This is a genomic window from Bacillus sp. FSL E2-0195, assembly GCF_038003645.1.
GTDB classification, from domain to species: domain Bacteria; phylum Bacillota; class Bacilli; order Bacillales; family Bacillaceae_G; genus Bacillus_A; species Bacillus_A mycoides.
In genome coordinates this window covers 865546-892252 of sequence record NZ_JBBOPN010000001.1, presented here as the reverse complement: position 1 = coordinate 892252, position 26707 = coordinate 865546, and the positions used below count along the sequence as shown (strand labels likewise).

The following is a 26707-nucleotide window of genomic DNA, read 5'->3' as shown; positions in this document are numbered from 1 at the left end:
TATCCCGCTATTTTCCGGGCAGTAAGACCCCCACCTCAAAATTCAGCGAAAGCAAAGAAGTTAGGGTGGGATCGGGCTGCCCGGAAAAGCCCGATTGGTTAAGGCTGATAATCGGTGGGGGATGAACAAAACCCCCACTGATTAAAGTTTCACTTTATGTAGGAAGGAAAAGTTATTATGAAAAAATTGGGGAACATCGTCCTATTTATCGGTTTTCTCACCATTATCTTTTCATTTGGCATATTATCGCTTCTCAAAACTGATCGAGCAGTTTCGCCCGTTGAAAATCGTCCGCTCGCTCAAAAACCAGCTCTTACAAAAGAAGTTGCCTTAAATGGTAGTTTCTTTAAAGACTTTGAGACATATACAAACGATCAATTAATCGGAAGAGATGATCTCATAAAAAACTATACACTTACCCAAATTAAAATGGGCAAGTCTCTCATTAACGATATTATTCTAACTGATGATAAATGGCTTCTGAAAAACCCTGCTTGGACTACAAAATATAATGAGATTGACCAAGCTATGCCAGCTGTAAACGACTTATCTCAGTTTTTAAAAGAACAAAACATTGAGTTTTACTTTGCCTTACCACCGTCCAAAACGAATGCATTATCATTTAAATTACCTTCTCATATTCACACATATGCGCAGGAAAATTTAAATTATTTTCTAAATAAACTTCCAGCGGACGTAAAGCCAATTAAACTCATGGAACATTTTAAGAAAAACTATACAAATGAAGAAATACAAAGTATGTACTTTAAAACAGACCATCACTGGAATATGGATGGTGCCTTCTTAGGCTATCAATATATAATGAACACAATCGCGCAACAATCTTCTATATATAAAGGAAAAGAAATAAAAACAGAAGATTACACTCGTACGTGTGCTCCAAATACACATCTAGTCGGAAGCTTTAACAACCAGCTTTACCAACTGATCGATGCGACTGGAGAAAAACTATGCTACTACACACCGAAAGACGGTTTCAACTTTACGAGCGTAGCCGCAAAAGATGTAAATGGCACAGTATATCGCACATTAGATGAACTATACGGCGTAGAAAAACAAAATGATACAACATCGTACGCAGGCTATTATGCAAATGACTATCCAGAAATCGTCATCGAAAATAACAATGCACCAAATGATGTACGAGCTTTAGTCCTAAAAGACTCATTCGCAAACGCAATCGTGCCTCACTTAGCACAAAGCTTCAAACACACATCCATCCTCGACCTTCGTCACTATCACGAAAAGGATGTATATCAATACATTAAAGACAACAACATTAACATGGTATTGTTCGTGTATAGTGATTCGAATTTGAGCGGTGAGATGTTTAAGTTTAAGAAATAATTATTAAAAATAGGTCTCTTTAGAATCCTCTAAAGAGACCTATTTTTTTCGAAACCAAAAACAATCCCCATGTCATAATGACATGGGGATTGTAAATCTAATTATTAGATTTTTTCTTTAATAACGTTGATTGTTACAGCTTTTGTACCATACTCAGTAGTTGGTGCAAGTCTGTCTTTCACAACTTTAAAGATTACTGTACCTTTATCTCCAAACGCAGTTGTTACACCTTTGAAGACATCATTTTTCTCAGTAACAGTTTCGTCAGTTAAGAAGCTAAATAGTTCGTTTCCTTCTTTAGATACTGTATCATTTGATTTAACAGCTGTTACATAACCAAGCGCAACATCGTTACCGTCAAATGTAGCATTGTCGTTACGATCTAGGTAAACTTTACCTTGCTCTGTACCTTCATCAACGATACGTACTTTATGTTCTGTTGAGATGTTTAATTTGATGCCATTTAGAACATCATCTTTATCACTCTTCACAACGTCTAGTACTCTGTCGATATTAACTTTGCGGTTTTCGAATTGCTCAACTTCTACATCTTTAAATTTAACAGATGTAATTTGGATGTTTTCTTGTGTAACAGTAATTGTTGCGTGTCCAGCTGTAGCGCCATCTTTAGTTAAGATAACATCTGTAACACCTGCTTTTTTACCTGTTACTTTTAATGTTTTTCCTTCGATTTTCGCTGAAGCGATACCTTCATTACCTACTCTTAATTCATATCCTGCTAAATCAGCTGCATCAGCATATACGCCTTCTGTAGTGTAATTAGATAATTGATAGTTTACTGTATTTCCAGCACCAAGTGTAGTGTCAGCAGCTTCACCTTTTTGACCAGCTTTAGAAACAAGCTCTAAGCGTGGAGCTTCATGACCGATGTTGCTCTTCGTAACTTCAACATGAAGTGATCCGTAACCTTCACCACTTGCATTTGGATTTTGGAAGTGGATTGTACCAGCTCCAACTTTCGCACCTTTAACTTTAATAGAAGATGTACCGATAGAACCTTCATTTGTCGTAATAACCTCTAATGCAGTTACAGCGCCTGTTTGTGGGAATACTTCTTTAATAGCACCTTCATTCGCACCAAATGGATCGCCGTATTGGTCAGTTGTTACGAATGTAACTGGTAATTCTTTACCATCTACAACTTTTAATTGATCTGGGTTAGCTTTTACAGTTGTAAGTTTACGAGTATCCGTTTTTACAACGAAATCAAATGATTTTGTTACATCGCCCACTTTAACAGTAATTGTTGCAGAACCAGCTGCTTCTGCTTTAATTTCACCGTTTTTAACAGAGATAACACCTGGGTTAGATGATTTTAAGATAATCGCGCTAGGATCAACAACTTTGTTCTCTTTGTTAATTTGAGCAACAACTTTATGGATACCTGCTTTTTCACCAGCAACTAATGTTTTGCTGTTTAATGTGAAGTCTGTTCCACTTAAAGCTTTAGCATAATTTACACCAGCTTTATCTGTATCTACCGCAAACACAACATCTTTAATTGCTGTTGCTTCTGCATCAAGATTTTTCACTTCGATGATACCAGTGTTAGAAACTGTGATGCCGCCACGTTTTGTCACTTGTACTTCAACTTTGTATTTACCTTCGTCGATACCAACTGCTAATTTACCAGTTGTTGACTCTGCAGTACCACCTTCAAAGATATTTGCTGGAGTACCATCTAATTTATTCGCAACAAATTTCACATCATGACCAGCGATATCTAAATACTCGATATCAGCATTGCCTTTTTCTTCATTTAATTTGAAAACAACTGCTTGGTCTGCACGATCGTCATCGAATGTAAGTTGTTCTACGCGTAATTTTTTCACTTCGTATACATACTTCACATTAAATGAATCGCCTTTTACTTTAACAGGAAGCTCTTTATTTGGAGCGATTTTTCCGCTTAACGTTACAACTGCAGATTTTCCATCTTTACTCGCTTCAAGTGCGATCGCTTTATTTCCTTCAAGCGTAACATCTTCAGCAGTAAGATTGTTTAACCCTGTACCAGTTAACGTTAATTGTGTTGGCTCAGTAGCAGTAACGTTTGTTACTTTCGCAACACTGTTATCTGATTTTGCATATTTTTTATCTGTTACTGCGATAAATTGAGCTGCTTCTGCACGAGATACAGTTTTATTTGGCTCCCATTTGCCACCAGTACCTACAGAGATTCCAAGATTAATTAGGATGTTTGCTTTTTCTTCACCCCAATGTCCTCTTAAATCATCAAATGTTGTAACTAATGTGCCATCTACTTTTTCTTTTAAGTTATAAGCACCTACTAGCATAGATGCGAAAGAAGCACGGTCGATTTTTCCTTCTGGATAGAAGTTATCTTTACCGTCACCTTTAACGATACCTGCTTTTTCAACTGCTGCGATATATTTAGCAGCCCATGTATTTTTAGCATCTTTGAAAGATGGCTGAGCATTTTCATCAACTGGTAATCCTAAAATTTGAGTGAAAATTACAGCTGCAGAAGCGCGATCAATTGCTTCAGCTGGGCCATATGTACCGTCTGGCTTACCTTTGATTGCACCTTTATCTACTAAGTAGTTGATAGAATCTAATGCCCAATGATCAGCTGGAACATCCGGGAATGATTTACCTGCTGCTGCTACTGGAGATACAACTCCTGCTACCATTGCTGCTGTCATTGTACCTGCGATTACTTTTTTGTAAGAGTTAGTCTTTGCCATTTTATTATTTTCCTCCTTTAGGACTATGTGCTACTAGTTTCATATCATATGTAATTTGAAAACTAGTTACTTAAAAAGCCATAAAACAATAAAAATACAAAATATCATGCGAAAAGTAGTTCACATAATAAAATGATACAAACCGTTAAATGTAAATATAAGGTTTAAATACCATTTTTTGAAACAAGTTCATCATACTATACAAAACTATTCGTTATCAAGAACTTTCTCAAAAGAATATTCGACACATTCTGATAATTCAGTCTTTTTATTGTATTATTAAGATATTAATAATACTAAAATATAGAAATGAACAAACTTTTTTCCTAAAAACTACTATCACCGCGCTTCGTATATTTTTCATATCAAATACACAATTGGAATTATAGCACATATTTCCACTTCATCACCTAAATGTTTTTTACAATAAATACAATTTTCAGACTACATTCGACTTAAATTATCGTAATTCGACATTTTCCACTTCTTTTCGAATGTTTTTTTAACGAAAAAAGGTGTTAATTTACAAAAAATTTACATATTAATGGGGTATTTTTCTTTTTTTGAAAACGCTGTCATTTTATTTCTCAATAAACTAACTATCAATCTTCAAAATATGATCACTTTTCCACAGATTGTTTTATATGAAAATTAGACCATAAAAAAAGAGCCCACATAATGTGGACTCTTTCCATTGAAATAAATTTCAATTAGCGAGCTACTGTTACTGGTTTGAAAGCAACAAGTTTGTTAGCTGCTGTATCAACTGTATTTAAAGTTGCATTATCTTTAAATTCTTTAGTTTTAAGTGTTAATGTACCAGTTGCTAAGTTAACATCTGTTGGAGCTGTTACTTTAAGTACTACTTCTTTAGCTGCTTTGTCATCAGCTTTTGCTACTGTTAACGCTACACCATTTAGGTCAATAACAAAGTCAGTTGCATCAACGTTCACAGCTTCAGAGAATGTTAAAGTAATTTCTTTAGCGTCAACTTTTGTAATTTTAGCTGACTGGAATTCAGGAGCTTTTGTATCTACAACGTTTAATAATAGGTTTTTCGTACCCATTTTCACTCCGTCTTTGTTTGCAACATTAGCTACTGTAAATTTAACTGTTTCTGATTTTTCGAAAGTAAATGTAGATGGTAACTCAATAACTGCATTTGTACCGTCTAATACGATTAGAGCACCTTCTGGTAATTTAGCACCAGCTAATGTGTAATTGTTTACATTAGAAGCTGATTCAGCTACTTGGCCACCTTTTACTTCTTTATCAAAGTTTACTGTAATTTTATTTGTAGCTTTATCAAAAGCCACGCCTGTTACTGCTGGAGCTACTTTATCTGTTTCTTTTTCAGATTCTTTTTCTACAACTTTCACTTCTTTAGTAAATGCTGCAGACTCATTACCAGCTGCATCTTTTACAAGACCTTTTGTAGCAGCTACTTTGTAGTTACCTTTTGCTGGGAATGTTAATGTAATACCTTTGCTGTTGTCTTTTGCTGCTTCGATTGTCACTTCACCAGTTACATCTCTGCTTGTATCTAAATTGATTACACGAATTTTTCCGTCTTGTTTAGTTACATCTTTATCAAAAGTAAATGTAGCTTCTTTATTTTGATCTGCCACAACTTTAACTAAGTTAGGAGCTACAACATCTTTTGTAACTTTTACTGCTTTAGATACTTTAGTACCTACATTGTTTGCTAAATCTTTGTAGCCAACAAATTCAACTGTAAGATCTGCAGCTGTTTCTTTATCTGTAAGAGCACCCGGTACTGTAACAAGCGCTTTTGTTTTATCTTGATCAAGAGCAATTGTAGCCTCTTTTACTACTGTATTACCTTTTTTCACAACTACTGTACCTTGTGCAGAAAGTTCTTCTGTAAATGTAGCTTCTAATGTAGCTGTACCATTAGCAAGGTCTTTTACTTTAATTTCTTTTACTTCTGGAGCTGTAACGTCTTTTTCTACTTTGTAAGTAGCTTTTCCTTCGTACATTTCCATTGCGTTACCTGATAAATCTTGAGCACCCGTTACGATAACTGAGAATTCTTTACCGTTCTCAAGGTTTAAAGTGTTAGTAGAAGTGAAAGTATTATTTTCAACTTTTCCGTCTACTTTTTGACCATTAACGATTACAGTTACAGCTTTTGCTGTATCTAATTTTTCACTAAATACTACTTTAACTTTTCCGTCTGGAGTAGATACTGTAGATACAGTTGGAGCTACTTCGTCATTAAAGAAGATAACTTCTAATGCTTTTGGAATTTCTTTACCATCAGCAGCTTTTAAGCCTTCAACAGTTAGAACGTAAGCTTCTTTATTTTTAAGTTTTGCATCTCCATCTAAAGTTACGATTACAGATTTTTTATCTTCACCGATTTTTGTAGTAACTGCTGTTGCGTTAGTTCCTTGAGAAAGAGTGAATTTCGCGTTCTTCACATCTTCTTCTTTCACTGTAGCGCCAAGTTTAACTTCGATCTCTTTAGCATTGATTGCTTTAATAGACTCAACTTTAGCTTCTTCTTTTTGTCCGAACTGCTTGTCAGTCTTAGCAATAAATTGAGCTGCTTCTGCTTTAGTTACAGATTTATTTGGCTCCCATTTGCCGCCAGTACCTACAGAGATTCCTAATTCAACTAGGATGTTAGCTTTGTCTTTACCCCAGCTATCTTGTAAGTCGTCGAATTTAGTTTCTGGAGTACCAGTTACTTTAGTGTCTAATTTGAAAGCTGGTACAAGCATTGCTGCCATAGAAACGCGGTCGATTTTTCCGTCTGGATCGAATTTACCTTCACCTTTACCTTTAACTACGCCAGCTTTTTCAACTGCTGCGATGATTGAAGTAGCCCAGTGGTCTTGAGAATCAGTGTAAGATGGTTTAGCATCTTTCTCGATTGGTAAGTTTAAGATTTTAGCCATCATTGTAGCTGCTTCTGCACGAGTGATTTCTTTTTCAGGCTCGAACATTCCTGTGCCATTACCTGCAATTGCGCCTTTTTCTGTTAAGTAGTTAATAGAATCAATTCCCCAGTGATCAGCTGGAACGTCTGGGAATGATTTACCTGCTGCTGCTACTGGAGAAACAACACCTGCTACCATTGCTGCTGTCATTGTACCAGCGATTAATTTTTTGTAAGAGTTAGTCTTTGCCATTTTATATATTTCCTCCTTCAGGAATGTAATACTAGTTCCATAATGTTTTAAATAGATATTCTATTTAATGTTGAAACTAGTAAATATAAATGTAGTTAAGATCCTATATATAGAAATGATTCCATAATACAGAATAATAAACATATTACACCATATTTATCTGAATTTAAATCCTTAAATTCGACAAAAAAGTGAATTTTCGTAATTCTAATGTTCATTTTTTTCGACTTTTATTTTAAATAATCAGATTACAAAATCAGAATATTTAAAATAGACGAAACATTGTGTCAGAACTACGTTTGTACAATATTTATATAACCATTTACAACTATAGCAGAAAAACGCTTGCAATTTCAATATCTAACTATAAAGATATTACGACATTAATCGACAAGACGTTTTTATAACTTTCGACATTATTCTTAAATTCATTTTTTGAACAAAACCGACATCATTATCCAATTATTTTCATGTAAAACGTATTATATCAATATTCTTTATATGCTAATGTTAAGATTTTAAGATAAAAACATACCTACTCCGGAACAACCAAACCTTTAATCTGTTATTTTTTTCGACATCATTCTACATTTTTATGTTTTTTGTCGACATTTTATTTTTTCTTCAATACGCTTCTCTTTCAAACTTTTACTTACATAGCAAAAAAGAACAGGTGATCCCTGTTCTTTTTTCTACTCAATTATTGAATAAAAAGAGGAATGGCCTCTATTCCATTCCTCTTTTTATAGACTCTTTTGCATGTAAGTCATTAATAATATATTTGGACGCTATGGAAATTTGCTCTCGCAATTCCTCTACCCTTTGTCCTAACGTTTCCTGTACATATTCTGTCTGCTCTAATTGCTTAATCGCCATACTATGTAATGTTTCTGTCGTCCAGTCTCCATCCACATTCCCAATAATCGGCTGATTTACTTGTTGTAAAAACGAATCGATCTTTGGATCATATGAAATTCCAATCATAGGCGTGTTTGCAACTGCCGATAATATAAGAGCATGCAGTCTCATTCCTATTAAAAGAGAGCATTCTGATAAAATAGAGATTTTCTCATGAATATCCATTTTATAAGGGAGCATGTGTGCTTCTTCTCCCATCAAATTAATGATATCCCTTGATGCATTTTGATCAAATGGTCCATGCATCGGTACAAATAAAATATGGTATCCCTCTTGCTTAAGCTTTTTCAGCGTATCTGCTAACTTCTTCATATAATCTTCTTTTGCATCCCAGTACCTTACACTAACCGCAACGACCTTTCCTTGCAGCGCATGTTTTTGAAGCCAATTGGATTTCTTTTCTTCTGGCTGACAAGCTAATACTGGATCTGGAACAAGTTCGATGTCTTTCTTAATACCAATTTCTTTTAAGTACAAAAAAGAGTCTTCATCACGTACTGATATATATTCAGCCTTTGATACATGCCATTTCACTAATAAACGATTTTGCTTCTTCGTGATAGGCCCGATTCCTTGGGCGTAAATATAATACGGCTTTTTCAAAAAACGGGCAAGCCGCATAATACCCGTATAGTATAAAATACTCTTAATACTCGTCTTATCTTGTAAGAGACTTCCGCCTCCGCTAATTAAACCATTACTTCTCTTTATTTCTCGGTAAATCGCTCTTATATCCCATCGGTTTACTGCTTCTACACCGTACATTTTTCTTGTATAGTCGGGGTCATTTGAAAGTACAACAAGCTCAAGAGTAGGATCCTCTTCATGTAGCGCTTTAATAATTGATTGCAAAATTGCTTCGTCCCCAACATTATAAAAACCATAATATCCTGATAAAACTAACCGCACTCTTAATCTCCTCCAACATTTCGCAATCAACTCTTTTTGTAATTAAACAAATTGTTATCCATTCCTTGCCGAGAAAGGTTTGATAACTTCAAATTGATTTCTTTCACAAACATCTAACAAGTCATACCCATGTATAATATTGTTCATTTTCTATAATCAACGATTTTATTTACGTAAAAATGGAATTTGTTCTTTCGATATCCAGTTTAGTTTCAATGCACATATGCCATATAACACTGAAGCTATACTTAGCGCTACAGCACTATATATCATTGCTAAAATCCTGGAATCTGTCACATTGATTAATGTAGACCCAAAGTATAATGCTATACCTAAAATACTAGATACTCCAATCACAGCCAAAAATTTCCCTATAGCTATTGGATAGGAAAGATCTTTTCTAATATAAATATGATTTGCGATACAAATCATTATATAAATAATTAGAGTACTATACGCTGCTCCATTTATACCGAATTGGTTTACTAGCGCTATATTTAATACAATTTTTACAAAACTTACACCGATGACAATCCATGCTGCTTGCATCGAACGATTAATCCCTTGCAAGATTCCTATTGATAATACCATAAGTGATGTGAAATACGAGCTACCAATTAAAATAGCTAACATGCCACTTCCTTTTGTATCTGTAAATAATGCAACATTAAGCGGTACTGCAAGCGCCATAAGCCATATCGTTATCGGCATTGTTAAAACGTGCGCAAATTCATTTGTACGTTTTACTGTCAGTTTAGCTAAAGCTATATCTTTTTTTGTTAAAGCAGCTGTTAATAATGGAATTAACGGAAATACTATCGCACTTGCAAATACAACAATTAATTGCGTAAATGCAAAACCACGGCTATATATACCAAATTGTTCCTGAATAGTTGTAGAAGATTCATGTAGCACATGTGGAATTGTTACAGAATCAACTAAATTTAAAACAGGCATCGATAACGCTCCGATTGCAATTGGAATTGAAACACGAAGTATGTTTTTCGCGTTTGTCTTAAAATCTTGTAATGAATATGTTTCGCTCTTACAGCGATACGTGCTTTTCACATATTTCATTCGCAAATATATGAGTGACGTAATAACACCAAAACAAGAACCAATCATTGCTCCGCCTGTTATGATATCACTACCTTTATTCCAATATACAAATATATAGGCTATTGTTAGCATAAAGAATACGCGTATCAACTGTTCAATTACTTGTGATACACCAGTAGGTATCATATCTCCAAACCCTTGGAAATATCCACGGTACACTGCCATATACGGTGCGATTAATAAAGCAAACGAAGTAACAATTAATGCTAGCCTCGTCTCTTGCCCACCAAGCATATTTGCAATGCCACTCGATCCAATGATAATAATTAAAAATCCGAGCACCCCAAATATAACACCGATAATAGATGCGGACGTAAACAATTTAGCTATTCCGTCACGATCATTCTTTTCATGAAGATCAGCTATTAACTGGGATATTGCTAGCGGGACTCCCGCTACTGATAAAGTTAAGGCTATCATATATACAGGAAAAACAAGGCGAAAAATTCCAAGTACTTCATCCCCTGCTATATTTTGCAATGGAATTTGAAAAAAACTCCCCACTACTTTCGATATAAACGTTGTAACGGTTAAAATCGCAGCGCCTTTTACAAACTTTTTATTCATCTTCTATCTCTTTTCTTTCAATATATAATCTACATAAAATATTAAATCCATATTATTCATTCAACTTGAGAATCATCACTTTATCTCATTTAGTTATCATACCAAATTTCTTATATATTGAATACTCTCTTTCTTTTTATGTTTTAAATATAATATGTGCCATATATATGTTTTTTTATCCAGTATTTTCTTCAATTTACTACTTCTACTTGTTCAGGATAAACATGTGCTATAATGTAGCTATTGTCAGTAAGAGGAGTGTTTACAACATGCTGAATTCGGTAAAGAAATTGTTAGGAGATTCTCAAAAAAGAAAGCTAAAAAAATATGAACAACTCGTTCAAGATATTAATGATTTGGAAAAACAAATGGCTGATTTACCTGACGAAGAATTACGTCACAAAACTGTCACATTCAAAAGTATGCTTAAGGATGGTAAAACAGTTGATGACATAAAAGTAGAAGCATTCGCTGTTGTACGCGAAGCCGCAAAACGTGTGCTTGGATTACGCCATTACGATGTGCAGTTAATCGGAGGACTTGTATTACTAGAAGGTAATATTGCAGAGATGCCAACTGGTGAAGGAAAAACATTAGTTTCCTCTCTCCCAACATATGTACGTGCCCTTGAAGGAAAAGGCGTTCATGTTATTACTGTAAACGATTACTTAGCGAAGCGTGATAAAGAATTAATTGGCCAAGTCCATGAATTTCTAGGCTTACAAGTTGGATTAAATATTCCTCAAATCGATCCTTCTGAAAAGAAACTTGCGTACAAAGCTGATATTACATACGGTATTGGAACAGAGTTTGGCTTTGACTATCTTCGCGATAATATGGCTGCTTCACAAAATGATCAAGTTCAGCGCCCCTATCACTTTGCTATTATCGATGAGATTGATAGCGTTTTAATTGATGAGGCGAAAACGCCACTTATCATTGCTGGGAAGAAATCAGGTAGCTCTGATTTGCATTATTTATGTGCAAAAGTTATCAAATCATTCCAAGATACCCTTCACTATACATACGATGCAGAATCGAAATCAGCTAGTTTTACAGAAGACGGTATTACAAAAATAGAAGATTTATTTGACATCGATAACTTATATGATTTAGAGCATCAAACTCTATACCATTATATGATTCAATCATTACGTGCCAATGTCGCTTTCCAGCTTGACGTTGACTATATTGTGCATGATGAAAAAATACTACTTGTAGATATTTTCACAGGACGTGTTATGGATGGTCGCTCTTTAAGTGACGGCTTACATCAAGCACTAGAAGCAAAAGAAGGTTTAGAAATTACAGAAGAAAACCAAACACAAGCTTCTATTACAATTCAAAACTTCTTCCGTATGTATCCGGCATTATCAGGTATGACAGGTACCGCAAAAACGGAAGAAAAAGAATTCAACCGTGTATATAATATGGAAGTTATTCCAATTCCAACGAACCGTCCTATTCTTCGTGAAGATAAAAATGACGTAGTATATGTAACAGCTGATGATAAATATAAAGCTGTGCGTGAAGAAGTTCTAAAACAGCATAAGCAAGGGCGCCCTATTTTAATTGGGACGATGTCTATCTTGCAATCTGAAACTGTTGCTCGTTATTTAGATGAAGCAAACATAAAGTATCAATTATTAAACGCTAAAAGTGCAGAGCAAGAAGCAGACTTAATTGCAACTGCTGGGCAAAAAGGTCAAATTACAATCGCTACAAATATGGCAGGCCGAGGTACTGATATTTTACTAGGTGAAGGTGTCCACACCCTTGGTGGATTACATGTAATTGGAACAGAACGTCATGAATCTCGCCGCGTTGATAACCAGCTTAAAGGACGAGCTGGTCGCCAAGGTGATCCGGGAAGCTCTCAATTTTTCCTATCTTTAGAAGATGAGATGCTAAAGCGCTTTGCTCATGAAGAAGTAGAAAAGCTGGAGAAATCACTGAAACCTGACAAAACGGGGCTTATTAATACATCTAAAGTTCATGATTTCATTAACCGTACACAATTAATTTGTGAAGGTGGTCATTTCTCAATGCGTGAATATAATTTAAAATTAGATGACGTAATTAATGATCAACGTAATGTTATATACACACTACGTAACAACCTTCTAAAAGAAGAAACAAATATGATAGAACTTGTTATTCCAATGATTGAACACTCTGTGGATGCAATTGCTAAGCAGCACCTTTTCGAAGGAATGCTTCCTGAAGAATGGGATTTCACTAGTTTAACAGCATCTATTAAAGAAGTTTTAGCGGTTGAAACTTTGCCGCCATTATCTGCGAACGACGTACATTCGCCTGAGGATTTACAAATCGTTTTAAAAGATACAATTTCTAGCTATATCGAACGTGTACAAGAATTAAATGACCATGCGGATTTACAACAATCACTGCGCTACGTTGGTTTACACTTCCTAGATCAAAACTGGGTAAATCACTTAGATGCAATGACTCACTTGAAAGAAGGTATTGGCTTAAGACAATATCAACAAGAAGATCCAACTCGCCTTTACCAAAAAGAAGGTTTGGATATTTTCTTATACACTTACGGTAATTTTGAAAAAGAAATGTGCCGATATATCGCGAGACATTTAGCAGTTCCAGAAAACGTACAATCATGAGGTGAAAATTTATGTTATCATTCCTGAAAAAGGCAAAGAAAAAAGGAAAAGATACTACTGTTTCTAGTAATCAATTATTTGGACAAGAAGAAACTACTTCTCAAAACAAAACGGTAAAGCCAGTTCTTTACTTCCATCCTAGCTGGGGTGACGTAGCACAAGAACAAAAATACATTTATCAATTTTTGCATAAAGAATTACCACGTTTACAAGAATATCAAATTTCCTTATCAGGAATTGAAATTGAAAAACGTGATGGCGCATACGATGTAGCTGCTTTCATTCGCAGCAGTGTCCCAAAACCAATTTCTTTCGAAGAAGTTACATTACTTCTATTAAACAAAGATAAAAAGCTGTGCGCACGTAAAACATTTAACCTATCTGCACTTGGCGATATTCCTGAAAACGTGAATATGCCTTTCGTATTTACATTTGAGCAAGAAACAATAACGGAAGCTGAACTATCTCAATCAGATTGGGAATTAGCTTTCGAACTTGAAAGTAAGCATCAACTAGATTTAGATCCATCTTGGGAATCTCAGTTACCTGAAGCAAGCAAAGATGCTTTACGTAATTTTGTAGACAATTTAACACCTCCAAATGAAGGTGAAATTAACTTCCTAGGTTTACAAGCCGCACTGAAAGAGAACGGCGATTTACATACAACACTTCTAATTCGTAACGGCTGTAAAGATAACATTCAACTAGAGCAACTTCCTCTTCATATTGAAGATGCTTCTGGAGAAGTCGTTGTTAAAGGTGCTTTCACGTTACCGAATCTTGAAATTAAAGCGAATACTACAAAACCGTGGTCATTTGTTTTCCCTGCTTCATCCATCTTGAAACAAAATATGGATTTATCTAGCTGGAAAGCATTTGTACCACAAGACTAATATACAAAAAAGCCTATCCTAAAAGATGGTCATCACACCTTTAGGATAGGCTCTATTTTTTATGTAAAATCTACTTCGTTACTAATAAACGTTCAATATGATACTCAGCTTCTAGTTTACACATTTCATCTACATGCTTTACTTCGCTCTTGTTTAACAGCTCTAATTGTTCTTCGCTCGGCTGCTCACTAATAAGCTCATTAATTTTTTCATTTACTTTCATCGCTAATGCTTGATGGAAATCTGGATGTCCTTTCAACTCGTCATCTACTTTATTAATCCAAGTTGATTTTGTGTATAAATATTGTTTCCACTGTTCAACAAATTGCTGCATATCAAATTTTTCTTCATTCCATTCAATTTCTTTCATATATCTCTCAAAAGAAACAACAATTGATCGTGTAATCCCGATCTTCACTCCATGTGGTAACTGTTTGTACATCAAATATTCCCTCCAGCTTAAAGCTATTCCTTCTGAATATAAAGGAATCTCAAAATTCATATACTTTCTTATAATAGCACATTGCTAATCTAAGATGTTACTATACTGTGTAGAAAATCAATTGTCAACAGACGTATAACATTTAGATATAATGATTTTATACATAGTAAGCACATATACAAATAATAAGAACCTTCACACTCTATAACGCAATTCATGTGAAGGTTCTTATTGTTATATTGCCTTAACTTTTAAAAACTGCAGTTTCTCTTTTTGCTCATCATTCGCCATCATTACTATCGTCTTTTCAACATGCGGATGTACATGTTCAAGTGTCACACGCACTCCTGCTTTATCCGATTGCTCAACAAAGTTTAATAACGCCATAGCTCCTGATACATCCATATAACGTACATCTTTCATACGCAAACTAACTGGTGACTTCACATCTTGTAAAGAAGCAAAAATACGATCTACTGATAGAAATGAAAGTGGTCCCTGAATCGTATACGTCGCTTCTTTTTCTTTTATAATAGAAGCTTTACGTTCTTTACACTTCACCATGTATATAATGAAGGAAAGAATAATGCCAAACGCAACAGCAACCATTAAATCGAATTTCACTGTCACAACCATCGTCACGAACATAACAATCACATCACCTCTTGGTGCTACATGTGCTTTCTTCATGCTTTCCCAATCAAACATCCCTATGCCAGTTAAAATTAAAATACCTGATAATACAGCAAGCGGAATATATTGTACCACTGAACCGAGTCCCATAATGAAAATAAATAATATGACACTATGCATACAAGCCGACAGTGCCGTCTTCCCCCCGCTTCTTATATTGACGATAGATCTAACAGTTGCACCTGCTCCTGCTAATCCACCGAACAAACCACTCGCAATATTGCCAATACCTTGTCCGATTAACTCTTTATTACTTTTATGACGTGTCCCCGTCACATTATCCATTACGACAGACGTTAATAACGAGTCAATTGATCCTAGTAAAGCAATACTAAGTGCTGGTAATACAAGTGCTAACATGCCATTTGCGTCTAAATTCGGTACGTGAAGAGATGGCATCGCCTCTGGAATTGCACCTATTTTTTCAATCATCTTATTTAAAGAAAGAGTTCCTACAACTGGTAAGTTGACCGTAATTCCTTGTAGCATAGAAGAAAATAACGGCAACGTTACTGTAACACCTACTAATGCTACTAAACTTGATGGAATGGCCTTAATCCATTTTCCAGAAACAATCATTACAATGATCGTTAATAACACAAGCAGAAAGCTATTTTGTACGTGCTTCATTTCACCTAAAATAATAATCAGTGCAATCCCATTCATAAACCCTGAAACAACAGGATACGGAATGTAACGAACGTAAGAGCCGAGCTTACATACACCAAATAAAATTTGAAATAACCCCGCCATCATAAATGCAATAAAACTTGCTTCTAATCCGTGAGTTGCAATAACGCCCGTTGCAATTACTGTAATCGGCCCAGTAGGACCCGTTACTTGCCCCGGTGTACCGCCAAATAACGCCGCAAACAAACCTGCAAAAATTGCACCATACAATCCGACCAGTGCTCCCTCAGACGTTCCCGTTGCAGCAATACCAAATGCAATCGCTAGCGGCAAGGCAACAATCGCAACAGTAAACCCTGCTAAACATTCCTTTGCTATTTTTTGAAACATATAAATAACCACCTTCTTATAAAGTCCATGTTCCATTGTACATCTAAAACAAATCATTCGTTAGCGTATTTATAAAAAACTCTTTACAGTCTCGTGAAGTAAACGTCTACATTTACAAATAGCCTTCCCAAGTCAAACTAAAAAACAGCAATATGACGAATCTACCTTTGGAAACAAACTTGACTATGCTATAATGAACAAATTAAATCTTTTACTATATACTTGGAGGCACTATGCTAACTTTTGAAGAAAAATTATCAATTATTGAATCTTTCCCGGAATTAGAAAGAAAGAACGTATCATTAAAACGCGTAAACTTTCACTTTGAAGAAAGTCGTTTAGATAAAAAGAACGTTGTATATCATTTACACCCAAATGGAAACGGATTTGTATATGCAAACTTTATTAAAGGTTATAGAACAGATGATAAAGGCATGATTAACATCCGCGAGTTTTCAGAAGAAGAACTGCGTTCATTAATTGAAAAAGTAATTGAACGTCTATCACAGGAGCAAGAGGAAATTGTAGCACCAATGGAACCTGCTGCGGAAGAAGAATGGCGTAACGAAGACGGACATATCCTAACTCTTATTCAAGAGGATGACATGTGGAACGTTTACGCTGGCGTAAACTTAGACGGTACATTCAACTCTTATCCAGAAGCTGCGGAATACCTTGATGAAGAAGGTTTCTCACGCAAGTAATAAAAATGCCTTTCCAAATTTGGAAAGGCATTTTTTCATTATTTTTTCATACCTTTTAACGACTCTCTCAGCACAAATTTTTGCAACTTCCCACTCGCATTACGAGGAAGTTCATCTGCAAATAAGTAATGACGCGGACGTTTATAGTCTGCTAATTCATCACTTTCTTTGCAATACGTTTCTAAATCAGCTTCTGTAATATTTTCATCTTTCTTTACAACAACCGCAACGACACGCTCTCCCCATAGTTCATCGGGCTCACCAAGTACCGCAACATCTAATACACCAGGGTGACTATGAAGAAAATCTTCAATTTCACGTGGATAAATATTAACGCCTCCGCTAATTACCATATCATCCACACGATCTGCGACGAATAAATAGCCATCTTTATCGAAATAACCTAAATCACCCGAGTGATACCATCCTTTATACATCGATTTTGCATTTGCTTCTTCTCGATTATGATAACCAGCCATCATAGTTGGACCGCGCAAAATAATTTCCCCTACTTCATAAGGAGGCAACGTATCATCTGGCTCTGCTGGTCCATCTTCGTTCGGTTTCACAATTCGAATTTCATGGCTAAAGCACGGCGTTCCTGCTGAACCAGCTTTCGTAATTTGATCCTCTTCTACGAGAAACGCAACAACTGGTCCCATTTCTGTCATTCCGTAAATTTGGACAAGATCAATATAAAGACGCTCTTTACATTCCTTCACTAACGCCGGAGCCATCGCAGCCCCGCCATATACACCGATTTTCATCGAAGTTAAATCATACTTAGTTAGATCTTTTTGCAGTAACATATTCCACATCGTCGGTGCTGCAAAAAACGTCGTAATCTTCTCTTCTTGAATGGTATGTAATACTCTATCCGTATCAAAATGATGTAAAATAACATTCTTTCCACCAACTTGAATGCGCGGTATAATTCCAGCATTTAACTCGCCGCAATGATATAAAGGTGCTACCACAAGCCCGGCGCTATCCCTATTATATTTTATGAAATACGTACAAATCATACTATGCTCAGCCATATCACGATGGCGATGTAGTACGCCTTTCGGATGACCCGTCGTTCCGCTCGTATAAAGCATAGAACAAAAGTCCATTTCATCGACTACAATATCTACTTTTTCAGCTGATGCTTCATTTACTTTTTCATGGTAAGAACTAGCATAGGAAGGTGCATCGTCTTCCACGTACCAAAAAGACGAATTTGGAAAATCTCGTTCAATCATAGTAACTGTTGATTCGACTGCTTTTTCAAAGACAACTACTTTCGAGGCTGCATCTTGGAGGATATACGATAATTCTTTTGCTTTTAAGCGGAAATTAATTGGATTGAAGATCGCGCCAATTTTCGCACAGGCTAAGTAAACGTTTACAAATTCACGACAGTTATATAGGTAAACAGATACACAATCTCCCTTTCTTACTCCTTCTTTCAATAGAGCTTGCGCCGTTTTATTTATTTGCTCATCCCACTGTTTATATGTCCAACGAATATTTTTTTCTGGTTCTACTAACGCCTCTTTATTCGGATACTTGCCAACTGTCAAATCAAAAATTCTCCCTATCGTCATGTACATGCCAACAATTTCCCCCTTTTCTCTTTCATAAATCTATCATTTCGTCTATAAGTAGACATTGTCCTCTAATAATCTGACTAATTTTTCTGATTATTATCGACATAGTTTTACATATGGACCGTTTGATGGTAAATGAAATTATATCGGCGATTTTTTGAATATATCGAACGCAACTCAATTTATATAAACTATTTTTCGAATATATCGACTTACCGACAAAAACTGACAATATAAAAAGAGGCTGTTCCAAATCGGAACAACCCCCTTCTTCTTACACGAATAGCTCTTCTAAAATTTTCAGTTTATCTTCTGTATATTTCACGAAGCCATCGTTATATGATTTTGGATCTTTCGGATTCGCAAAGTGTGTAATTGCTCCTGTTTGTGGGTGAACAAATTTACTTGATGCCCCGCAACCAAGTCCGATAATCGATTGTACTTCTTCCATAATAACAATATTGTAGATACTTTCTTGCGTCGGTATTGCATACCCAACGTTTTCTAAGTTACCTAAAATATTTTTTTGACGATATAAATAGTATGGCACGTAATTATGGTTCTTCGTCCACTCTTCCGCCTCATGCATCATCGCAGTAATTTCTTCGCGACCTGCTACTTTATATTTACGTTTGTTTTGCGTCATTTCAGAAGCACGTTTAAATGATAACGTATGAACTGTTAACGATTCTGGCATTAACTTTTCTGTTTCATCTAACGTATGCTTAAAGATGTCTAATCCTTCACCAGGAAGACCAATAATTAAATCCATATTAATATTGTTCATTCCCATTTCACGTGCTAAATGATACTTCTCAATCGTTTCTTCTACAGTGTGATGACGTCCAATTGCTTTTAGTGTTTCTTGGTGGTATGACTGCGGATTAATACTAATACGGTCAATGTTCCATTTATTTAACACTTCTAGCTTTGCTGGTGTGATCGTATCTGGGCGACCTGCCTCAACTGTTACTTCACGTACATCTTTCACATCAGGGAAAGCTTGGTACATTTCTTCATACAACATATCCATCTCTTCTGCTGTAATACTCGTCGGTGTACCGCCGCCGTAATAAATCGTCGTAACTGTAACACCTTTTTCTTTTAAAAACTTACCAATTTCACGAACTTCATAATGTAACCCGCCTAAGAACGAATCAACTGATCCTTGGCGTCCGTTAATTGCATAAGCCGGGAACGTACAGTACGCACATTTTGTAGGACAAAACGGAATACCGATGTAAATACTTACTTCTTCTTTCAAGCGGTATAAATCTGGAACAACCGCTAATTGGCAATCAACAATACGCTGAAGAAGTTCAATTTTCTCTTCATGAATTAAATAACTTTCACGAAGTTCTTTATGCGCTTCTTCTTTTGACATACCATTTTGAAGTAGTTTGTGAAGAAGTTTCGTTGGGCGTACCCCAGTTAATATTCCCCAGCTCTGTTCAAGTCCAGTTAGCTGTTGAAGTACAGAAAGATATACGTAAGAAACAACATGTTTCACTTGCTTCATACGTTCTTTTTCTTCTGTGAAAGCAGATAAATCTTTTGCGAATGTTTCTTCATATACATTTCCGGTTGCAACATCTGTTAAACGAGCCGATGCTGTCACATTACCTTCTATCTGTATATCAACGATAAGATTTGCTTCTTCTTTCTCAAACCCTATCGTGCTCTCTTCAAAAAATAAACCGCCAATATTTTGTAGCGGACGTAAAAAACGATCATCTTGTAACGTTTTAATTGAAATTAACAACATTATCACCTTTTCATTTGCAAACTCTCTTTAGTTTACTTGAAGGGCGTTTGAAGGTCAATACAGAAGGTTTTACCTTATTTCTTCTATTAAAAACTTAAAGGCATAAGAGATAACATTTCTCTTATGCCTTTTATAAACCTATTAGCTATTTTTAATCATAAATCTTAAACGTATTCCTAATAACACCAGAATTACACCTATAAATGGAAGGTAATCCGTATTATGCCCTGTAGCTGGAAGTTTTTGATTATTAGAACTGCCTTGTTCTTTTTCTGGTAAGTTAGGCTTTTCTACTTCTTCGCCTGGGCTTTCTGTTCCTTCACCTGGCTTTTCTATTCCTTCACCTGGCTTTTCTGTTCCTTCACCTGGTTTTTCTGTCTCTCCACCTGGTTTTTCTGTCTCTCCACCTGGTTTTTCTGTCTCTCCACCTGGTTTTTCTGTCTCTCCACCTGGTTTTTCTGTCTCTCCACCTGGTTTTTCTGTCTCTCCACCTGGTTTTTCCGTCTCTCCACCTGGTTTTTCTGTCTCTCCACCTGGTTTTTCTGTCTCTCCACCTGGTGTTTCTGTCTCTCCACCTGGTTTCTCTGGACCTTTTCCTGTTTCTTTTTCGTAATTTGAAGCTTTATAACTTCTACTTTCTCATTAGAAATCGTAAATTCAATTCCCTTATCAGATAAATTATATCCTTCTGGAGCCTGGACTTCTTTTAAAACGTAATCTCCTGGTTCCAGTTTCTTCGAAGTTGCTTTACCATTTTTATCTGATGTTAATGTGTCTATTTTTATTCCGTCTTTCAGAATTTCAAACACTGCACCTTCTAATTTTTTATCTGTATCATTAGCATCTATCTTTGTAATTTCTACTCGACCTGTGATTTTTTCTTTCACTTTTTCATTCAATACTTCTTGTTTTGCTACTTCATTTGCTACAACATTTACTTTTACTGTAACTTCTACCGCTTTGTAGCCTTCTGGCGCTTTCGTTTCTTCTAACGTATACTTACCTGGCACTAAGTTTTCGAATGTCACAACACCATCTTTATTCGTTGTTTTCGCTTCTCCAACTACTTGACCATTTTCGTTTTTTAGTCTGAATTCTGCGCCTTCTAGAACTTTTCCACTCTCTGCATCTTTTTGATTACTTGTAAGCTTCCTAGTTCTTTCGCATTTTCTACTTGTACTTGTACTACTTTGTTTGCTTCCACAACGACTTCAATTTCTTCTTTTAGTAATTTATATCCTTTTGGTGCTTTCGTTTCTTTTAACGTGTATTTTCCTGGTTCTAATTTTCCAGAGATGACTTTACCTGTTTTATCTGTTTGTAACATCTCTACTTTCTTACCATCTTTATACACTTCAAATTCTGCGTCTGATAATAGCTTCGTTTTATCGTTTGCATCTACTTTTACGATTTCAAATTGACCAAGGCTCTTACTATTCGTTACTTTTACATCAACAACTTTTTCACCGTTGACTGTTACATGAATTACTTGTTTTGTTAACTCATAACCTTCTGGTGCTTTTGTTTCTTCTAACGTATACTCACCTGGTACTAGTCCTTCTACTTTAACCGTTCCAGACTTATCTGTTGTAATTTTTTCTTTTACAACATTTCCTTTAGCATCTTTCAATGTAAATACTGCGCCTGCTAAACGTTCCGCTTGATCTTTATCATCTGTTTTAATAATTTGTAGAGAGCCCAAGAGTTTTTCATTTTCTGCCTCTACTTTTACTACTTCTTTCTCATTTTGAATTGTTACTTTCCATTCTTTATTTGAAATCTTGTAACCTGCTGGTGCTTTCGTTTCTTTCACTGTGTATTCACCTAATGGTAATTTCGGTAACATCGCTTTTCCACTCTCATCAGTTTTCAACTCTGCTACCTTTTTACCATCTTTATACACAGTAAATTCTGCATCTGATAATAGCTTCGTTTTATCATTCGCATCTACTTTTACGATTTCAAATTGACCCAGAACTTTTTCGTTCATTACTTCCTGTTTTACTACTTCATTTGCTACAACATTTACTTCCACTTTTAATTCTACCGCTTTGTAGCCTTCTGGCGCTTTCGTTTCTTCTAGCGTATACTTACCTGGTACTAAGTTTTCGAATGTCACAACACCATCTTTATTTGTTGTTTTCGCTTCTCCAACTACTTGACCATTTTCGTTTTTCAGTCTGAATTCTGCGCCTTCTAGAACTTTTCCACTCTCTGCATCCTTTTTGATTACTTGTAAGCTTCCTAGTTCTTTCGCATTTTCTACTTGTACTTGTACTACTTTGTTTGCTTCCACAACGACTTCAATTTCTTCTTTTAGTAATTTATATCCTTTTGGTGCTTTCGTTTCTTTTAACGTGTATTTTCCTGGTTCTAATTTCTTAGAGATTACTTTACCTGTTTTATCTGTTCGTAATGTATCTATTTTTTCACCATCTTTATACACTTCAAACTCTGCGTCCGATAATAGCTTCGTTTTATCATTCGCATCTACTTTTACGATTTCAAATTGGCCTGTAGCTTTTTCAGCGATTTTTTTATTCAACACATCTACAGTCACTGTTTTATTAGCAGCTACATCAACACGAACTGAGCTAGATGATAGTTCATAACCTTTTGGTGCTTCAACTTCTTTTAATGTATATGTTCCAACTGGAAGTTGTTTTGATAAAGCTGCACCTTTACCATCTGTAATAATTGTTTCAACAACATTTCCATCTTTATCTATAACATCAAATTTTGCACCTGGTAGAAGTTGACCAGATTCACTATCTTTTTTCAACAATTTAAATTGACCATTCTCTACTTTTTTCGTATTCTTCATAACAATTTCAATTACGTTTGTACCATTAATTGTTACTTTTACTGGTGTATCAACTTTTATATATCCTTCTGGTGCACTTATTTCTTTTACAAAATAGTCACCAAGTGGTAAATCCTTGACTTCAGCAATACCCTTTTCATTCGTTGTAACAGTAGCTACAACATTATTGTCTTTGTCTATAACATCAAATTTTGCATCTTTTAAAACAATGTTTTCATCGTTTGCATCAACTTTTTTAATTTGTAAATTTCCTTTTTCAACTGATGGATTTTTCCATTTCGGCCAGTTAAATTTAAAATTGTGAACCTCAAACCCATCTCTTTGGTGTAATCCCCCAACATAGGCTTGTCCATTAATAGAACCACCCTTTGTCTCTACAACAGCATTTGGAGCAAATACACTTCCTACTACGCCATATCCTTTTGTTGATATTTTTGTAGCATTCGGAAACGCCCAAATTACTTTACTAGCTAACTCAGTAAAAGGTGAATTAGGATCATATGCTTGTGATGTATTAATTAAGTCTGTTGCCATCCCAGTATTTTTCGTATCGTACAAAATTGCACCGCTACCAAAATTCACTTCTTCTGCGTCTGAATAAATAACAATAAAGTCTTTGTTATTTACATTCGGAAGATAAACATCTTTTACATCAAATGTTTTCTTTCCTGTTAAGCCTGAAGAAACATAAATATTAGGATTGTTTACATCCTCTCCGATGCCAAAACTCATATTAGGTTTTGGTTTATCAGTATGTAATTGACTCGCATTTCCAATTACACCATCAACGTCTTTTCTAAATTCTTTGAACTTGGCATCAATCTCTGCTTGCTCTTTATAAGAGATACGGTCATAAGATGACTTCATTGCACCTTCTGGGTCACCATCTTTTGTCATCGCCACTGTTCCATCTTGAATGATTACTTGTCCTGCTCCCGCTTTCGTAAATTGACCACCTAGTAATAATGATGGATATCCTTCATCTTTCCATGTTGCTCCAGCTAAGTTGTTTGCTCCAGTTGCAGCCGCTACGACTGTATAACTTGATGCGTTCATGTTCTTTTGAACAGCCATCGCACCCTCAATATCCGCACTCGTTGCACTATGATCACCAAAAATGATTGCGTTATAATAAGATGTATCGCCTAAACCTTTTAATTCTGTTGTAGCTGCCTCCGCTTTATACGGTAAATGGATTAAAAAATTCATACATACTAACAATATAATTATAAAACTACTGCATATCTTTTTTACTTTTTGACTTAATGATTTCCTCAAGAAATTCATTCCCCCTTTTCAAATTTCAAAAACTTATAACAAGAAGTACATTTCAGATGTACTTAAAACCTATTCATACTAATTTACAAATAATCCATTTAAATAAAACAAAGAAGCTCTACAACTAATTGGCGAAACTACTACAATTCATTTTTGAGATAATACGTGAACTAAACTAACATGCCGAAGTGTTTTTACGTACGGGAGCTCAATAAAATTAACTCGAAGAATATTTCATGTGGTGTAACTATTTTGGCAACATCATCCACTCTACAACAGTTTTCTAAAGTATTCAAGTGAATTGTATGGATTACAGACACAATTCCTCGCCTGAAACGCTTTCATTTCTTATTGGAATATTGATTTAAACTTTTCAAATAAAGTCGACAAAAAAACGTAGCCAAAAAGCTACGTTTTTCTTTCATCGTTTCGGTGTATGTTTATGATTCTTTAAAAAAGGAAGCGGGAATTGCTTACGAAAATGCTCTTTAATCATGTACTCTACGCCGTTCTCAGTATTAGAACGTGTAATCCAGTCCGCCGCTTGCTTTAATTCTACAGGAGCGTTCCCCATCGCTACCCCAAGCCCAACATTTTCAATTACCTCTAAGTCTTCTACGCTATCTCCAATCGCAACCATTTCACTAAGGTTAATATTTAAATGCTCCCCAAGTAATTGTAAACCACGTAGTTTTGATACATTTTGAGGGAGAATTTCTATATGTCTTTCATCACACTCGACGTACTCTACATCTTGAAATGCCTTTTTTAACGTATTCATCCCTCTTTCTTTTTCACCTTTCGTATGGAAAACAATATCAATTTTTGGCGCAGCTACTGGATGATCACGCAGTGCATCCCCTAGCGAATCTACAAATTGAACTGGATAAAATAACGGATCTGCGCTTGATAATACAGTACGCGCAATTAAGTTTGGTGTATTTCTCTCACGATTCCCAATTGAATATCGTTCATGAGAAATGCGAACATTACAATCAAAATGCTCTAACACTTGCACAATATTAAAGGTTTTCTCTTCAGATAATCTCCTTTGAGCGAACGGCTTATCTAACGATGCTGAAACGAAAGCACCGCCATGCGTAACTAATATAGAATCTAATTTTAACGCCTTCGCTATTTTATGAGCAGATTGAAAATTACGATTCGTAAATAATGTAACGTATACATCTTTTCTTTTCACAAAGTCAATTGTTTCTCGTATCCCTTTTGCGATTTTTCCGTTGTTGTATAGTAGTGTCCCATCTATATTAAGAGCTAGTAAGCGATAAATCATGTCGCACTCCCCCTCTTCGCTGTTGTACTCTATCCATAATTTATGAAATAAATGTAGTAAATAGAACGAGTTAGAATTACTACTGAAAATTTGGTTTACTATATACATATACAACTGGCAAAGGAGATAGTACAATGCAGGCACCACCTTCTTTTTATGAAGGCGATACATTAGTGGTCGCAAAGAAGTTACTCGGACATAAACTCGTTCATATTGTAGACGGCATAAAGCGGAGCGGAATTATTGTAGAAGTAGAAGCATACAAAGGTCCAGATGATAAGGCCGCTCATAGTTACGGAGGCAGACGGACTGATCGAACAGAAGTAATGTTCGGCGCACCAGGACATGCTTACGTATATTTAATTTACGGCATGTATCATTGCTTTAACGTAATTACAGCACCAATCGGCACCCCGCAAGGAGTTCTCATTCGTGCTCTTGAACCTGTAGATGGAATCGAAGACATGAAACTAGCGCGCTACAACAAAACTGACATTACGAAAGCTCAGTATAAAAACTTAACAAATGGCCCCGGAAAACTATGCCGCGCGCTCGGAATCACTTTAGAAGAGCGCGGCGTATCACTTCAAAGTGATACGTTACATATTGAATTAGTTCCTGAAGAAGACCATTTATCATCCACACATAACATAATAGCTGGCCCTCGTATTAATATTGATTATGCAGAAGAAGCCGTTCACTATCCATGGCGGTTTTATTATGAAAAGCATCCGTTTGTTTCAAAATAAAGAAGCTATCCTATAAGTAAGTGAAACCAACTTATAGGATAGCTCT

The 26707-nt window shown here is 35.6% G+C and carries 14 protein-coding genes and 1 pseudogene; 5 read left to right on the top strand and 10 right to left on the bottom strand.

The features are described from left to right. The first annotated feature begins 177 nt into the window (after positions 1–177). Positions 178–1368: a secondary cell wall polysaccharide O-acetyltransferase PatB1 gene (patB1, locus tag MHH59_RS04520; protein WP_002125551.1), complete on the top strand. Its 1191-nt coding sequence runs from the start codon at positions 178–180 to the stop codon at positions 1366–1368. A 104-nt stretch (positions 1369–1472) separates the two neighbouring features. On the opposite strand, the gene MHH59_RS04515 is transcribed toward patB1, so the two are convergent. The 4 genes from MHH59_RS04515 to MHH59_RS04500 form a co-directional block, all read right to left on the bottom strand. Continuing rightward, positions 1473–4097 (bottom strand): S-layer homology domain-containing protein, encoded by a 2625-nt coding sequence (locus tag MHH59_RS04515; RefSeq protein WP_050000867.1) that lies wholly within the window; start codon positions 4095–4097, stop codon positions 1473–1475. A 710-nt stretch (positions 4098–4807) separates the two neighbouring features. Continuing rightward, a complete protein-coding gene (locus MHH59_RS04510; RefSeq protein ID WP_340850872.1) occupies positions 4808–7255 on the bottom strand; it encodes an S-layer homology domain-containing protein in 2448 nt (815 codons plus the stop codon). Between the two features lie 726 nt (positions 7256–7981). Further along, positions 7982–9082 carry a polysaccharide pyruvyl transferase CsaB gene (csaB, locus tag MHH59_RS04505; RefSeq protein ID WP_215564010.1) on the bottom strand — a complete coding sequence of 367 codons (1101 nt, stop codon included), beginning with the start codon at positions 9080–9082 and terminating at the stop codon, positions 7982–7984. 165 nt (positions 9083–9247) lie between these two features. Beyond that, the gene (locus tag MHH59_RS04500; protein WP_002125543.1) at positions 9248–10768 is read right to left on the bottom strand and encodes a putative polysaccharide biosynthesis protein; all 1521 of its coding nucleotides are present in this window, start codon (positions 10766–10768) and stop codon (positions 9248–9250) included. A 269-nt stretch (positions 10769–11037) separates the two neighbouring features. On the opposite strand from MHH59_RS04500, the gene secA2 reads away from it, so the two are divergent. Both secA2 and MHH59_RS04490 read left to right on the top strand, forming a co-directional pair. Beyond that, the gene (secA2, locus tag MHH59_RS04495; protein WP_002125541.1) at positions 11038–13407 is read left to right on the top strand and encodes an accessory Sec system translocase SecA2; all 2370 of its coding nucleotides are present in this window, start codon (positions 11038–11040) and stop codon (positions 13405–13407) included. A gap of 11 nt (positions 13408–13418) precedes the next feature. Then, positions 13419–14300 (top strand): accessory Sec system S-layer assembly protein, encoded by an 882-nt coding sequence (locus tag MHH59_RS04490; RefSeq protein ID WP_002030040.1) that lies wholly within the window; start codon positions 13419–13421, stop codon positions 14298–14300. A gap of 70 nt (positions 14301–14370) precedes the next feature. Here the strand turns inward: MHH59_RS04490 and MHH59_RS04485 are convergent, their stop codons facing one another. Both MHH59_RS04485 and MHH59_RS04480 read right to left on the bottom strand, forming a co-directional pair. Further along, positions 14371–14742, bottom strand: a complete 372-nt coding sequence (locus tag MHH59_RS04485; protein ID WP_002125538.1) for a hypothetical protein — start codon at positions 14740–14742, stop codon at positions 14371–14373. 234 nt (positions 14743–14976) lie between these two features. Continuing rightward, positions 14977–16455 (bottom strand): SulP family inorganic anion transporter, encoded by a 1479-nt coding sequence (locus MHH59_RS04480; protein ID WP_002125536.1) that lies wholly within the window; start codon positions 16453–16455, stop codon positions 14977–14979. Between the two features lie 233 nt (positions 16456–16688). Between MHH59_RS04480 and MHH59_RS04475 the strand changes: the two genes are divergently transcribed. Further along, positions 16689–17159 (top strand): hypothetical protein, encoded by a 471-nt coding sequence (locus MHH59_RS04475; RefSeq protein WP_002010927.1) that lies wholly within the window; start codon positions 16689–16691, stop codon positions 17157–17159. Between the two features lie 38 nt (positions 17160–17197). On the opposite strand, the gene MHH59_RS04470 is transcribed toward MHH59_RS04475, so the two are convergent. The 4 genes and pseudogenes from MHH59_RS04470 to MHH59_RS04445 form a co-directional block, all read right to left on the bottom strand. After that, positions 17198–18754: a fatty acid--CoA ligase gene (locus MHH59_RS04470; RefSeq protein ID WP_033730860.1), complete on the bottom strand. Its 1557-nt coding sequence runs from the start codon at positions 18752–18754 to the stop codon at positions 17198–17200. A gap of 271 nt (positions 18755–19025) precedes the next feature. Further along, on the bottom strand, positions 19026–20516 hold the full coding sequence (locus tag MHH59_RS04465) for a coproporphyrinogen III oxidase (protein ID WP_002010930.1): 1491 nt from the start codon (positions 20514–20516) through the stop codon (positions 19026–19028). Between the two features lie 141 nt (positions 20517–20657). Beyond that, positions 20658–24618 (bottom strand): annotated as a pseudogene (locus tag MHH59_RS04450) (SpaA isopeptide-forming pilin-related protein). Positions 24619–25039: 421 nt separating this feature from the next. Beyond that, on the bottom strand, positions 25040–25912 hold the full coding sequence (locus tag MHH59_RS04445) for a Cof-type HAD-IIB family hydrolase (RefSeq protein ID WP_000640394.1): 873 nt from the start codon (positions 25910–25912) through the stop codon (positions 25040–25042). Positions 25913–26046: 134 nt separating this feature from the next. Here MHH59_RS04445 and MHH59_RS04440 point away from each other — a divergent pair, with 134 nt between their 5' ends. Continuing rightward, entirely contained in the window at positions 26047–26661 is a 615-nt protein-coding gene (locus MHH59_RS04440; protein ID WP_033729802.1) for a DNA-3-methyladenine glycosylase, read from the top strand. The last annotated feature ends 46 nt before the right edge of the window (positions 26662–26707 follow it).

Coding starts and splice junctions, on each gene's coding strand:
- patB1 (WP_002125551.1), top strand. CDS start 178: ATGAAAAAATTGGGGAACATCGTCCTATTTATCGGTTTTCTCACCATT.
- MHH59_RS04515 (WP_050000867.1), bottom strand. CDS start 4,097: ATGGCAAAGACTAACTCTTACAAAAAAGTAATCGCAGGTACAATGACA.
- MHH59_RS04510 (WP_340850872.1), bottom strand. CDS start 7,255: ATGGCAAAGACTAACTCTTACAAAAAATTAATCGCTGGTACAATGACA.
- MHH59_RS04500 (WP_002125543.1), bottom strand. CDS start 10,768: ATGAATAAAAAGTTTGTAAAAGGCGCTGCGATTTTAACCGTTACAACG.
- secA2 (WP_002125541.1), top strand. CDS start 11,038: ATGCTGAATTCGGTAAAGAAATTGTTAGGAGATTCTCAAAAAAGAAAG.
- MHH59_RS04490 (WP_002030040.1), top strand. CDS start 13,419: ATGTTATCATTCCTGAAAAAGGCAAAGAAAAAAGGAAAAGATACTACT.
- MHH59_RS04485 (WP_002125538.1), bottom strand. CDS start 14,742: ATGTACAAACAGTTACCACATGGAGTGAAGATCGGGATTACACGATCA.
- MHH59_RS04480 (WP_002125536.1), bottom strand. CDS start 16,455: ATGTTTCAAAAAATAGCAAAGGAATGTTTAGCAGGGTTTACTGTTGCG.
- MHH59_RS04475 (WP_002010927.1), top strand. CDS start 16,689: ATGCTAACTTTTGAAGAAAAATTATCAATTATTGAATCTTTCCCGGAA.
- MHH59_RS04470 (WP_033730860.1), bottom strand. CDS start 18,754: ATGTACATGACGATAGGGAGAATTTTTGATTTGACAGTTGGCAAGTAT.
- MHH59_RS04465 (WP_002010930.1), bottom strand. CDS start 20,516: ATGTTGTTAATTTCAATTAAAACGTTACAAGATGATCGTTTTTTACGT.
- MHH59_RS04445 (WP_000640394.1), bottom strand. CDS start 25,912: ATGATTTATCGCTTACTAGCTCTTAATATAGATGGGACACTACTATAC.
- MHH59_RS04440 (WP_033729802.1), top strand. CDS start 26,047: ATGCAGGCACCACCTTCTTTTTATGAAGGCGATACATTAGTGGTCGCA.